Here is a 12,214-nt window from a genome sequence, read left to right on the forward strand (position 1 = left end):
GAGGTGCGGCGAAGCCGCCTCGAAGGAGCCCTCCAGAAGCCGCTGCGATTCCTGGAGCCCTCCTTCGAGTCCTCCATTGCGCTTCGGCACCTCAGGATGAGGGCGTGGCTGGGAATCCCGCAACACTGAACGCAGTACCTCACGCCGCGAACCGCCGCTCCTCCGCCCGGCGCAGGGCCGGCTCCTCGGCGCCGACCCATTCCGTCCGGTGCCGCGGCAGGGCCTCCGGGTGCTCGGCCTGGAGCCACGTGATCATCGCCTCGCGGACCACGCAGCGCAGGTCCCAGGCCTGGGGCGCGTTGCGGGCGCTCACCAGCATCCGAATCTCGATCGTCGATTCCTTCGCGTCCGAGACCTGGAGGTTCACGACCTTGCCGTCCCACAGGGGCGTGGCCCTGGCGATCTCGGCGAGCTTCTCGCGCATCGCCGCGACGGGCGCCCGGTGGTCGACGTAGACGAACACGCTGCCGATCAGCGAGGCGCCGTCGCGGGTCCAGTTCTGAAACGGCTTCTGGATGAAGTAGGTCAGCGGCAGGACCAGCCGGCGCCAGTCCCAGAGGCGGACCACCACGTAGGTGGCGGTGATCTCCTCCACCCAGCCCCACTCGTTCTCGACGATGATCGCGTCCTCGATCCGGATCGGCTGGGTGATGGCGATCTGGATGCCGGCCACGAGGTTCGACAGGACCGGCTGCATGGCGAGGCCGAGGACGAGGCCCGCCGCGCCCGCCGAGGCCAGCAGGCTGACCCCGTACTGGCGCACCGGCTCGAAGGTCATCAGCGCCACCGAGAGGGTGATCAGCGCCACCAGCGTCACGCCGGCCCGCTCCAGGATGCGCATCTGGGTGAAGTGCTTGCGCGCCAGAAGGTTGTCCTCGGCGTCGAGCTTGAACCGGCGCAGGTAGATGACAGTGGCGATGTGGAGCGCGGTGGCGCAGCACCAGCCGGTCAGCGTCACGAAGGCCACCAGCAGGATCTGGTTGAGGGCGATCCGCACCTCCCAGGACAGATGCACCGTGGTCGAGGCGAGGCTGATCGCCACCACGATCAGGCCGAGGCGGCTCGGCCCGCGGGTACGCGAGACCAGCGAGCGCCAGAACAGGCTCTTGCCCGCGACCGCCCGCTTCATCGCCCGGTAGACGACACCGTGCAGGGGCATCACCACGGCGCAGCAGGCGACGATGAGGATCAGGCTCTCGGCCCACCACGGCAGGTAGGCCAGCGCGCGGGCTGCGGAGCCGGCGAGCGCGTCGAGGTCCGGCATCGGGCATCGCTCCACGGGTTCCGAACGGGACCAGTGGGAAAGGACGGGCGATTACGGGGGTTCCGCGACGCACCATGTGCCCGCCGCAACGCAGCGGCCCGGCCCGGCGGGTTGCGCCGTCGCGTCCGAGGCGGGTCCCGGACGAGGGCTTCAGCACCGACGTCCTTGCGAGCGCAGCGAAGCCATCCAGGGCAGCGCCACGCGCACCGATGGCGCGCTGCCCCGGGTCGTTTCGCTTCGCTCGCGATGACGGGAGCGCAGTGCTCGAACGCCGCCCGTCCTACTTCGCCGTCCCGACCGTCACGCTGCCCGAGGCGGTCCGGCCGAACCGGGCGGGCCGGTACATGTCCTCCACGGTGGCGCCCGGATGGACGTAGGTCCCGGGGGAGACCGCCCGCACCGTGTAGGCCACGGTGAAGAAGGCCGACTGGCTCGGGTCGCGGTCGTAGGCCGCCACGAACCGGTCGTCCCGGAACTCGGTGTGGACCGGCTGCACGTCCGACTTGGCGAAGGCGAGCCCCTGGAGCGCGTCGGCGTCCAGCAGCTTCGGATTGTCGATCTCCAGCCCCGCCGGCAGCGGATCGACCAGCAGGAGCCGCGCCGCCTCCGCCTTGGCCTCCGTGACCTTGAGCACCACCACGAGCCGGTCGTTCTGGCGCAGGCCGCTCGCCGGGTCGACGGTGCTGCCGTCGAGGCGGCGGAAGCTGCGCTCGATCGTGTAGCCCTGCTGCGCCGCCGGCTCCGGTACCAGGGGGCTGCCGTTGACGGTCACGGCCACCTGCACAGGCGCGCGGCCGGTATTGGTGAGCTGAACGCCCCGGTCGGCCAGGGCCGCCTCCCGGTAGACCCGGGCCAGCATTCCGGTCTGCGGGGCGCCGTCCACGGTGAACGACAGGGCGCCCGCCTCGTTCGACAGGCTCTCGGCGGCGAGCACCATCCAGGCATTCTCCTGCGTGCTCGTCGAGCGCTCGGCCTGCTGCTCCTCGCCGAGCACGGAAGCGGCGGGGCCCAGTGCCCCCTGCGCCAGCCCGCTCTCGGCGGCGAGCGTGATCAGCCCGGCCCCGTCGCGCAGGCGGGAGCCGTAATCGGCGCGATAGACTCCCTTGTCGCGGTCGGCGCGCAGCAGGGTGAGCGCCGAGTCCATCGTCTTGGCGGCCCGTCCGCGGTCGCCCAGCAGAGCCAGGGCGGCGGCGAGTTGCGCCCGCCCGAGGGCGGAGGAGAAGTCGCCGATCTTGGTGTCGGCGAGGTAGCGCAGGTCGCCCATCACCGGTCGGCCGTTCCGGGCGAGCACGTAGGCCGCGTAGGCGAGGTCGGCGCCGCCGTTGCGCACCTCGGTGGCGTTGGCCACGGCGTTGCGCAGGTAGTCCAGCGCCTGGGCGAAGGCCTTCTGCGGCACCGCGAAGCCGCGCTCCCGGGCGCGGGTGAGGAAGTCGGTCACGTAGGCGTCGAGCCAGAGGTCGCTTGATCCCTGCGCCGACCACAGGCCGAAATCGCCGCTCGAATCCTGGCGGGCGAGCAGGCGCTCGATCGATTCGCGCACCCGATCGTCGGCGCCCGCGTCGAGGGCGAGCTTCTCCAGGGCCGCGAGCTTGTTGACGTAGAGCAGCGGCATCGCCCGGCTCACCACCTGCTCGGAGCAGCCGTAGGGGTAGCGGTCGAGAGCCCGGAGCAGCGCCGCCACATCGACCCCCGGCAGGGGTGTGGCCGAGAGCGAGACGCTGCCGGTCCCCGGCTGCAGGTCGGCGAGGAGATCCGACGTCAGCGTCAGCCCCGCCCCGGGGGCGAGGCTGCGCACCGAGCGGCGCAGCAGCGCCCCGGTTCCCGGCGAGATCCCCAGGGCGAAGCTCTGGTTCAGGGTGGACGGGAGCCCGGGCCCCGACAAGGCGAGGTCGAGGCGGGCCGTGCCCGGTCCTGCGGCGGTGAGCGGGATCGCGAACTGGCCCTTGGCGCCGGCCTCCAGCCGCAGCGTCTGGCGCAGCGCACTGGCGCCGACCACCACCGGGCCGGTCGGGCTCAGGTCGACCGTGTACTCGCCCCCCTGCCCCTCGACATTGTCGAGGGCCACGAACAGGCGCGAGCGGTCGCCGGTGTCGAGGAAGCGCGGCAGCGTGGCGCTGAGCACGACCGGGTCGCGGATGATCACGTCGGCCTGGGCCTGCCCGACCCGGTCGCCGCTCCAGGCGGTAACCATGACGCGGCCGGTGCCGTTGAAGGCCGGGATCGGGAAGGTGACGCTGGCCGCGCCGTCCGGCCCCACGGTCACGACGCCGGAATAGAGCGCCAGCGGCGCCTGCGTCGGCGGGGAATCGGCGAGCTCGCCGCCGCCCGCGTCGCCGCCGGAGCGGATCGCACCGGCCGAGCCCTGCATGCCGTCGATCAGGTAACCGTAGAGATCGCGGACCTCCGGCCCGAGCGCCTTCTGGCCGAGGAAGTACTGGGTCGGATCCGGCGCCGCGTAGCGGGTCAGGTTGAGGATGCCGACATCGACGAGGGCCACGGTGATCCGCGCCGGCGCGCCGGATTTCAGGCCCGTGAGCTGGACCGGTAGGGTCAGGTCCTGGCGCGGGCGCGCCCGCTCCGGCGCCTTCAGGGCGACCCCGAGGCTGCGCCGCTCCCGGTCCACCGAGAACCACGCCAGACCCAGCGCCCGGCCCGGAAGGCGCTTGGCCGCCTGGTCGAGGGGCCGGTAGGCGGTGGCCACCAGGTAGGCGCCGGCGCCCCACTCGGCCTTCACCGGGATGCTGACCGTGGTGCCGCCCTCCGGCACGCTGACCTCCAGGGTGTGGTGCACGCGGTCGCTGACGACCATCAGGCTGGCCTGACCCTTGAACGTCGGGCTGAGCTTGGCCCGCAGCGTGTCGCCGGCCGCGTAGGCGGCCTTGTCGAGGGTCAGGTCGAGGAGGTCGGGCGCCTCCGCGGTCTCGGAGCCGCCCCAGCCCACCTCGAAGCCGAGGCTCGCGGTCGCCTCCGGGGCACCCGCGGCCGAGACCTCCAGCCGATAGCGGCCGAGGCCGACCGGCGCCTCGATCCGGCTCGGACCGGCGGCCGTGAGGTCGACGGTGCCGCTGGCGATGCGCCGGGCGGACTTGACCGCCTCGAACGACCAGCGCCCGTCCGTCCGATACCACTGGTAGGAGGAATCGATCCGCGACAGGGTCCAGCTCACGCCCGGCCGGGCGAGGAGCGCCCCGTCGGGGCGCGCGAACACCACGTCGAAGCCCGCGACCCCGCCCTCCTTCAGGTCGGTGAAGCCCTTGCGCAGGGCGAGGACCGGGCCGGCCGGGAGGATCGGCAGGGTCAGGCTGCGCGACAGCGCCCGGCCGCCGGGCTCGCCGACCGCCAGCGTGATCTTCGCCTCCAGGGCGCGCGGGGCCGCGACCTGGGGCACCGGCACCGTGACGGTGGCCCCGCCCTGCGCGTTCGTGGTGGCATGCTCCTGCAGTTCCTGCGTCGCCGGCTCCACGGCCTCGTCGTCGAGACCGATGGCGTAGGCCTCGAGCCCCTTGATGCCGCTGGTGGCGGCCGCCTGCACGGTCACGCTGCCCGACACGTCGAGGTCCGCCCCCGGGGCGCCGTAGAGGTAGCGGGCGGCGACGTCGACCTGCGCGGCCTCGCCCCGGTTCAGGGCCGCCTGCCGGGCCTTGAGGGTCACCTCCAGCCGCTCGGGGACGTAATCCTCCACGAGGAAGCTGGTCTCGCCGATCGCGGGCGCCTTCGGGTCCGTGTAGGCCGAGACCCGCCACGTCCCGTGCATCGCCCCCGACAGGAGCGGCAGCGGCAGGGCGCGGCCGCCGAGCCCCTGGTCGGGCACCGAGACGCGCCGGTACTCGACGCCGTCCGGCCGCTTGACCACCAGGGTCAGCGGCAGGTCCGGCACGGCGGCGCCGCGGGGATCGCGCAGCAGGGCGGTGAGCTGGACGGTCTCGCCCGTGCGGTAGACCCCGCGCTCCGGGAACAGGTAGGCGTCGAGGCCGCCGGTCTCGGGCCGCCCCTTCACGCCGCGGTCGGTAAGGTCGAAGGCGCCGAGGTTGAGGTCGAGGAAGCCGTAATCGCCGCCCGCCTGGGCGACCACGAGGCTCGGCGCCAAGCCGCCCTCCCCGCGGGCGAGACCCGGATCGAAGGCGACATGCCCCTGCGAATCCGTGGTCCGCGTGCCCAGCACCTCGTTGTTGCGGGCGATCAGCCGGATCTCGGCGCCCGCCATCACCTGCGCGGAGGCCAGCGAGCGCAGGACCACGGTGACCCCGTCCCGGCCCTTGGTGGCGGTGAGTCCCAGGTCGGAGACCACGAACCACTGGGTCGCTTGCGTATCGTATTCCTCGTCGGAGGCGGCCGTGCCCGAGGGGCGGGCCAGCATCACGTAGAGGCCGGGCTCCAGCTTGCCCACGGCCTGCAGCACCGGGAAGGCGGTGACGGCCTCCTGATTGATCTCGGCCTTGGCGGTGTCGAGGGTGCCCTTCCAGACGCGCTGGCCCTTCTCGGAGGCGATCGTCCGGGCGGTGGAGCCGCTGAGCTGGCCCAGGAAGTCCTCCGACCGCAGGGTCGGCAGCAGGCTGCGGTCGCCGATGCGCAGCACCTCGACGTCGAGCTTGGGCGCGTTCACCGAGACCAGGGGCACGCCCGCCTGCCCCGTGCGCGGCAGGACGTAGTTGCGCCCGGTGAAGCGCACCTGCGGGGCGCGGTCGCGGACGTAGATCTCGTAGTCGGCGGCCTTGAGCAGGCTCTCGCCGACGGCCGACGGCAGGCCGGGGCGGACCACGATGGCGTAGCGGCCGCCATGCTTGAGCCCATCGACGCAGACCTGGGAGCCCTCCCCGGTCACCGCGGCCGCGCTGCTACCCGAGACGGCGACGAAGGGGGCGTAGTCGGTCTTGGGCTTGATCGCCTCCGAGAAGGTGAAGCAGGCCCGCGGGGCGGCCGCGTCGGAATCGACCTTGTAATCGAGGATGCGGAAGCCGTGCTGCGCCCGCAGGGTCTCGTAGGTCTCCCGGACCGGACCGGTCTCGGCCAGGGCGAGGCTCGCCGCGTAGGCGTCCAGCGCCGGGCGCCAGGATTCCTGCTCGGCCTCTGCCGCCCCCAGGGCCGCCAGCGACGCCGCGGCGTCGGCGGCCGTGCCGGCGCGCTCGTAGGCGCGGTAGGCGGCGGCCGTCACCCGACCGCGCAGGCGCGACCGGCCCTGATAGTCGTTGTCCTCGAGCGCGCCCAGGGCCGCCGCGGCCCCGCGCGCATAGGCCTGCCAGTTGCGCGCGTCGGCCGGGTCGGCCGCCACCGCGGCGGCGAGCGGCGCCAGCGCTTCGTCCGGCTTGTCGGCGGTGAGCAGGGCCAGCCCGGCGGCGCGGGACTGGCCGGCCGGCCGCAGCGGTCCCCCGGCTTCCGCCTTCAGCGCGGTCTCCAGGCGGACCGCAGCGCTGGCGAGGTCGGCCCGGACGAAGCTCTTCGCGAACGACGCCGATGCGGCCGACACCGCCCGTGCGGTCGTGCGGGCCGCCGGCGCGGTCTGGGCGAGGGCCGGCCCCGCGATCCATCCGAGGAGCGCCAGGGCACCCGCGAGCTGTCCGAGCCGCGCCATCAGCCTGTTCCCCAGCCTGGTTCCCGCCTGCCGCGCCCCCGATGATTCGCTTCGGGTTCGCTCATGCGGGAGCCTAGCACCGGAGGCGCGCGCCGCAACGCGTCGCCCCTCTGGCGGGCGCCGTCCGGGGCGCAGCGCGGCGGCGCTCAGAACGCCTTCAGAACCTGCTCGGTATGCTCGACGGCCACCGGTCCGGCGAAGCAGTGGGAGACCAGGGCGCGATACTCCTGCCAGGGCTGCGAGCCGGTGAAGTCCTTGGTGTGGGCCTCCAGCGTGTCCCAGTGGATCAGAAGCCGGTAGCGCTGCGGATGCTCGACGGAGCGCCGCACCTCGAAGGCCCGGCAGCCCTTGGCCGCCTTGAAGATCGCCGAGGCTTCGGTGATGCCTGCCTCGAACTCGGCCTCCATGCCGGGCTTGATCTCGATCTGCGCGATCTCGAGGATCATGGTCTGATGTCCTTGTCTCAGGTGCGGAGGGCGCGGCCGAGCTTGGCCGCCAGGATGCGATGCGGGCTTGAAGAGGGGTCGGCCTGCGCCGAGACCGGCAGATAGACGGTCTGCTCCAGCATGGAACGGCCGCCCATGGCCCCGTGCATCACGAGGTCCGAGAAAGTGCCCCAGGTCTCGCCGGGTTGGAAGTCCACGTCGGCCTGGGGCGACTCGGCCTGACAGGTCTCGTCCCGCTTCAGTGCGTCGTGCAGGTGCGGCATCAGGTGGTCGTATCCCGAGCGCTTGGCCTTGGTGACGCGCAGGGCCGCGAGCAGCCGCGCCTTGAGCGGCGCGTAGCCCGGCAGCCGCGGCATAAGCCCCTCCGCCAGCGACCTGAAATCCTCGCCGATCCGCCAGCGCCGCGGCTCGCCCGCCGCCCCCGCCTCCGGCGCCCGGACGAGGAAGCCGGGCGCCTCGCCGGAGGCGATCCTGCGGATCGGGGTGATCATCGTCGGCGGACTGACGGCCGTCCTGACCCCCGGCCCCTGGCGCCGAGCCGCCGGGGGAGGCCAGGGCCGCGCATTTCCGGTGGATGACACCCGCCGTCCACCGACACGGTGCGGCCCCCCTCGCCCCTCGGCTTGCGCAACCGCTTCGTTCCCGGCACGTTCCCCCGCGAGTAACCGGCCCGAGAGCCCGGCGGAGGTTGGCGCCGATGGCGACGTTGAAGGAATTCGAAGAGGCCCTGCGCGAGCACGGCATGAACATGGCGTTGGCGCTTCTGGAGCGCCTGCGCGAGCGCGACCGCGCGACCCGGACGGTGAAGCCCGCCCGGCGCCTGACGGGTCAGAAGATGACCCCGGAGCTCGCCCGGGCGATCCTCGACCTGCACGCCACGACCGGCATGACCCAGCAGGAGATCGCCTTCAAGGTCGGGGTCAACCAGGGCCGCGTGAACGAGGTGATCAAGCGCGGCAAGTGGCTGACCGACGATCCCACGGCCCCGGAGGCCGTGGCCCGCGACAAGGCGGTCGCCCGGATGCGCGGCGACCCGAAGCCCAAGAAGCCGCCCGTTGCCCGCGCCGCCTCCGCGCGGGCCAAGGAGCGCAAGGCCGCGCCGCCGAAGGCACGCAACCAGGGTCAGCTGGCGCTGGGGGATCTGTAGGGACGGGGCCGAAGAGTTCGTTCCTCCCGACAGGTCCCCTCATCCTGAGGTGACCGCGAAGCGGACCCGAAGGCGGGCTCCAGGGATCGCGCGGCTGGCTGGACCTCTCCTTCGAGGCGGCCGCTGCGCGCCCGCACCTCAGGATGAGGAGGGGTGGCTGGATGACGGCCTCGGGCCGCGCCGGCCCCTCACCCGGCCGGCGCGAAATGGCCCCGGTAGCGCGCGCCGATCACCTCCACCGGCAGCGTCACGAACACGTCCGTCGTGCCGAACTGGTGGTCGATCACCGCGCCGTCGCCGAAGGTCGCGCCGAGGCGCAGGTAGCCCTTGATCAGCGGCGGCAGGGCGTGAAGCGCGGCCTTCGTGTCCACGGCCTCCTTCGGCATCCGGTCCATCGCCACGGCACGCTTCGGCAGTGCCCGGGCCCGCCAGCCCTCCGGCGCGCGGGCATGGTGGTGCAGGAAGGCGAGCGGCAGGGCCAGCCGGTCCGGATCGGTGCCCTCCAGGCTGGCGCAGCCGATCAGCGCGTCGATCTTGTGGTGCAGGACGTAGGCGTAAATCCCCTGCCAGAGCAGCTCGACGGTGCGCTTGCTCCGGTACGGCTTGAGCACGCAGGAACGGCCGAGTTCCAGGAGCCGCCGATGCCCCTGGGCGGCCAGCAGCGGCGCGAGGTCGTACTCGCTCTCGGAATAGAAGCCGGTATGCCGCTCGGCCACCGCGCCGCGCAGCAACCGGTAGGTGCCGACGACCTTCGGACGCGGCTCGACGAAGGGCTTCTTCCGCTTCGGGGCGGCATGGTCGAGGACGAGGAGGTGATCGCAGACCGCGTCGTAGCTGTCGACGTCGCGCCGGGACAGGGCGGCGAGCCCGGAGGGCACCGCCGACATCTCCTCGTAGAAGACCTTGTAGCGCAGCCGCTGCGCCCGCCGGATCTCGGATTTTCGCGTCGCCAGCCGCACCTCCAGGCTGCCGATGCGGCCGAGGCTGCGCCCCTCGAACGGCTCCGGCAGGCGGATCGCCCGCTCGGCCGAGAGGAGATCGGCGATTCCGTTCGCCCCCTCGACGCCCGGGAGCGGCATCGACCGGCGGCGCAGCTTCGCGATCGGCGCGCCGACCCCCCATTGCACGCCCTTGTGCCAGCCGGCTCCGAGCGCGCTGTAGGCTCCGCGGGCGAGATTGGCGACCATGGTCGGGTTCACTCCGGGTGCGCGTCCGTGCACCGTCGAATCCGACACAGAGCACGAAGGGCACACGCCATTATGACAGCCCACGCAAGAAAGCGCCCCGGCCGGGGCCGGGGCGCTCCATCAACCTGACGGTTCCGCGCGGGCGCGGGATCAGGCGGCCTGCTGGACCGCGTCCTTGCGGACATCGCCCTCGATCACCGGAGCGCTCGGGCGCGCCGCCGTGGCGATCTCGATGCGACGGGGCTTCTTCGCCTCCGGAACCTCGCGGACGAGGTCGATGTGGAGGAGGCCGTTCTCGAGCGCCGCACCCGTCACCTGGACGTGGTCGGCGAGCTGGAACCGGCGCTCGAAGGCGCGGGCCGCGATGCCCTGGTGCAGGAACTCCGCCTTGCCCTCGGCCTTGCGCTCGCCCTTCAGCGTGAGGGCGTTCTCCCGCACCTCGATCGACAGGTCGGACTCGGTGAAGCCGGCGACCGCGACGGTGATGCGGTAGGCGTTCTCGCCGGTCCGCTCGATGTTGTAGGGCGGATAGGTCGGGGCCGCCTCGGCGCTCGCGAACTGGTCGAGGGCGGAAAACAGGCGGTCGAAGCCGACGGTGGAACGGTACAGGGGAGCGAGATCGAACTGACGCATGACATATCCTCGTGTGAGCAACATGCAATTCCGGTCCGCCCGATGGGCCGGACCCGTCTTTCGTGCCGCCTGACGGCCGGCACAGACGAGATATCGGAGGGGGAAAATCGCCCTTCAAGACCCCGGGCGATGGCAGGAATCGCAATTTTTTCGCTACGGTCCGCGGGTGCAGCGGGCGGTGCACGGACGCGCTGAGGTGAGGCCAGTGAGACGCTTCGACGGTGGTACCGGGCGCGAGCCGCCGCTCCTGACCCTGCGCAGCACGCCCGACAATCCGGTCCCGCCGGGCGGCACGCTGATCGCGGTCGGCACGCGCGACGATTGCACCCTGCGGGCGGCCTACTGGCAGACGACGGCGCGCACCTGCCGGGGTACGGTTTGCCTGCTCCAGGGCCGGGCCGAGTTCATCGAGAAGTACTACGAGACGATCCACGAGCTGCGGGCGCGGGGCTTCGCGGTCGTCGCCTTCGACTGGCGCGGCCAGGGCGAATCGGACCGGCGGGTGGACAATCCCCACAAGGGCCACGTCGCCCGGTTCGACGATTACCGCCTCGACCTGCGGGCCGTGGCCGAGACCGTCCTGGTGCCCCTGATGCCCGAGCCCCATGTCGGCCTCGCGCATTCCATGGGCGGATGCGTCGCTCTCCTGGGCGCCCTGGACGGCTGGCTGCCGTTCCGGCGGCTGGTGACCGTGGCCCCGATGCTGTCGATCCGGATGATCCGCTGGCCGGCCGGCGCCGCGCTGCTGTCGCAGGGCCTGCACCGTCTGGGCCTCGGGAGCCGGTACATCCCGCTCGGCAAGCCGGTCTCGATCGCCACCAACCCCTTCGCCGGCAACAGGCTGTCGCGGGATCCGGTCCGCTACGCCCGCAATGCCGCGGCGGCCCGGGAGGTCGGCGCCGGCGCGGTCGGCGATCCGACGATCGCGTGGCTCGCCGAGGCGTTCCGCGCGATGGCGCGCCTGCGCGACCCGCGGGCGGCGCCGCGGATCACGCTGCCGACCCTGATCGTCGCGGCGGGGGCCGACCCGGTTTGCGGCACGCCGGACACCGAGCGCTTCGCGGCCCGGCTGAAGGCCGGCCATATCCTGGTCCTGCCGGATTCCCGGCACGAGATCCTCACCGAGCGGGACGCGATCCGGCAGGATTTCTGGGCGGCCTTCGAGGCCTTCGTGCCGGGCTCGCCCCTGCCGAGCCACGCCGAGGTCGAGGCGCACGCCGTCGCGGTGCCGGTCGCCTGAGGCGTCAGCCGGCCAGATCCGGGTCGATGTCCCGCGGGCGCACGAACCGCTCCAGGCGTCCCCGGCCCGGCGCGACCTCGGCCCAGAGGTCGCCCGCGAAGTCGATCACCGCGTAGGCCGCGGTCGGGAATTCCAGGGCGAGGCGGTCCCGCGCCGCCCGCGGCCCCGCCCCCGCCAGCCCCGCCGCGAGGTCGCCGAGTCCCGGATTGTGGCCGACGACGATCACCGTGCCGACGGTGTCGGGCGCCTCCCGGATCACCGCGAGAATCCGCTGCGCCGGCGCCTCGTAGATCTCGGGCCGCCAGCGCGTCTCGGGATTGCCGAGCGTGGCCGCCATCGCCTCCCAGGTCTCGCGCGTCCGTGCAGCGGTCGAGACCAGGGCGAGATCCGGGCAGAGGCCTTCCCGCGCGAGGTGGGCGCCCACCGCCGGGGCCGCCCGCCGGCCGCGGGCATTGAGCGGGCGCTCGTGGTCCGCCACGCCCGGCGGACGGTCGGACTTCGCGTGCCGCAACAGGATCAGCCTGCGCATGAGCGAACCTCTGATGCGAATCTCTGGGCCGATCCCGGGGCTTTGAGCCACCGGATTCCTGGCGCCCATCTCCCCATCCGGTTAGCCGAAAGCGCCGCGTGCGGGAACCTCGGTTTTTCCCGCCCCGAGCGGGCGCTCGTGGTCCGCCACGCCCGGCGGACGGTCGGACTTCGCGTGCCGCAACAGGATCAGCCTGCGC

Annotated in this window: 8 protein-coding genes and 1 pseudogene; 2 read left to right on the forward strand and 7 right to left on the reverse strand. The window is 72.9% G+C overall.

From position 1 onward, the window contains the following. Nucleotides 1-139 precede the first annotated feature (139 nt). The 4 genes and pseudogenes from A3862_RS25490 to A3862_RS25505 form a co-directional block, all read right to left on the reverse strand. Nucleotides 140-1,264 (reverse strand): mechanosensitive ion channel family protein, encoded by a 1,125-nt coding sequence (locus tag A3862_RS25490; RefSeq protein ID WP_043756198.1) that lies wholly within the window; start codon nt 1,262-1,264, stop codon nt 140-142. Nucleotides 1,265-1,544: 280 nt separating this feature from the next. Further along, nucleotides 1,545-6,833 (reverse strand): alpha-2-macroglobulin family protein, encoded by a 5,289-nt coding sequence (locus A3862_RS25495; RefSeq protein ID WP_043756196.1) that lies wholly within the window; start codon nt 6,831-6,833, stop codon nt 1,545-1,547. A gap of 146 nt (nt 6,834-6,979) precedes the next feature. Continuing rightward, complete coding sequence (locus tag A3862_RS25500) at nt 6,980-7,279, reverse strand: antibiotic biosynthesis monooxygenase family protein (protein WP_043347845.1); 300 nt, start codon at nt 7,277-7,279, stop codon at nt 6,980-6,982. Nucleotides 7,280-7,296: 17 nt separating this feature from the next. Next, a pseudogene (locus A3862_RS25505) lies at nt 7,297-7,698 on the reverse strand (Kdo hydroxylase family protein); the annotation flags it as partial. 278 nt (nt 7,699-7,976) lie between these two features. Here A3862_RS25505 and A3862_RS25510 point away from each other — a divergent pair. Next, nucleotides 7,977-8,426 carry a DNA-directed RNA polymerase sigma-70 factor gene (locus A3862_RS25510; RefSeq protein WP_043347847.1) on the forward strand — a complete coding sequence of 150 codons (450 nt, stop codon included), beginning with the start codon at nt 7,977-7,979 and terminating at the stop codon, nt 8,424-8,426. A 188-nt stretch (nt 8,427-8,614) separates the two neighbouring features. Here the strand turns inward: A3862_RS25510 and A3862_RS25520 are convergent, their stop codons facing one another. Together A3862_RS25520 and A3862_RS25525 are read right to left on the reverse strand one after the other, a co-directional pair. Beyond that, the gene (locus A3862_RS25520) at nt 8,615-9,613 is read right to left on the reverse strand and encodes a GNAT family N-acetyltransferase (RefSeq protein WP_043347850.1); all 999 of its coding nucleotides are present in this window, start codon (nt 9,611-9,613) and stop codon (nt 8,615-8,617) included. Nucleotides 9,614-9,763: 150 nt separating this feature from the next. After that, nucleotides 9,764-10,246: an Hsp20 family protein gene (locus tag A3862_RS25525; protein WP_053609183.1), complete on the reverse strand. Its 483-nt coding sequence runs from the start codon at nt 10,244-10,246 to the stop codon at nt 9,764-9,766. A gap of 205 nt (nt 10,247-10,451) precedes the next feature. On the opposite strand from A3862_RS25525, the gene A3862_RS25530 reads away from it, so the two are divergent. Beyond that, the gene (locus A3862_RS25530; RefSeq protein WP_051044692.1) at nt 10,452-11,486 is read left to right on the forward strand and encodes an alpha/beta fold hydrolase; all 1,035 of its coding nucleotides are present in this window, start codon (nt 10,452-10,454) and stop codon (nt 11,484-11,486) included. Between the two features lie 4 nt (nt 11,487-11,490). Here the strand turns inward: A3862_RS25530 and A3862_RS25535 are convergent, their stop codons facing one another. After that, nucleotides 11,491-12,015 carry a SixA phosphatase family protein gene (locus tag A3862_RS25535; RefSeq protein WP_111474091.1) on the reverse strand — a complete coding sequence of 175 codons (525 nt, stop codon included), beginning with the start codon at nt 12,013-12,015 and terminating at the stop codon, nt 11,491-11,493. Between the last annotated feature and the right edge of the window lie 199 nt (nt 12,016-12,214).

Origin of the sequence: Methylobacterium sp. XJLW (assembly GCF_003254375.1) — a bacterium.
Taxonomy (GTDB): domain Bacteria; phylum Pseudomonadota; class Alphaproteobacteria; order Rhizobiales; family Beijerinckiaceae; genus Methylobacterium; species Methylobacterium fujisawaense.

What these genes read in the sequence shown, in the direction of transcription:
- A3862_RS25490 (WP_043756198.1), bottom strand. Translation starts at nt 1,264, where the DNA reads ATGCCGGACCTCGACGCGCTCGCCGGCTCCGCAGCCCGCGCGCTGGCC.
- A3862_RS25495 (WP_043756196.1), bottom strand. Translation starts at nt 6,833, where the DNA reads ATGGCGCGGCTCGGACAGCTCGCGGGTGCCCTGGCGCTCCTCGGATGG.
- A3862_RS25500 (WP_043347845.1), bottom strand. Translation starts at nt 7,279, where the DNA reads ATGATCCTCGAGATCGCGCAGATCGAGATCAAGCCCGGCATGGAGGCC.
- A3862_RS25510 (WP_043347847.1), top strand. Translation starts at nt 7,977, where the DNA reads ATGGCGACGTTGAAGGAATTCGAAGAGGCCCTGCGCGAGCACGGCATG.
- A3862_RS25520 (WP_043347850.1), bottom strand. Translation starts at nt 9,613, where the DNA reads ATGGTCGCCAATCTCGCCCGCGGAGCCTACAGCGCGCTCGGAGCCGGC.
- A3862_RS25525 (WP_053609183.1), bottom strand. Translation starts at nt 10,246, where the DNA reads ATGCGTCAGTTCGATCTCGCTCCCCTGTACCGTTCCACCGTCGGCTTC.
- A3862_RS25535 (WP_111474091.1), bottom strand. Translation starts at nt 12,015, where the DNA reads ATGCGCAGGCTGATCCTGTTGCGGCACGCGAAGTCCGACCGTCCGCCG.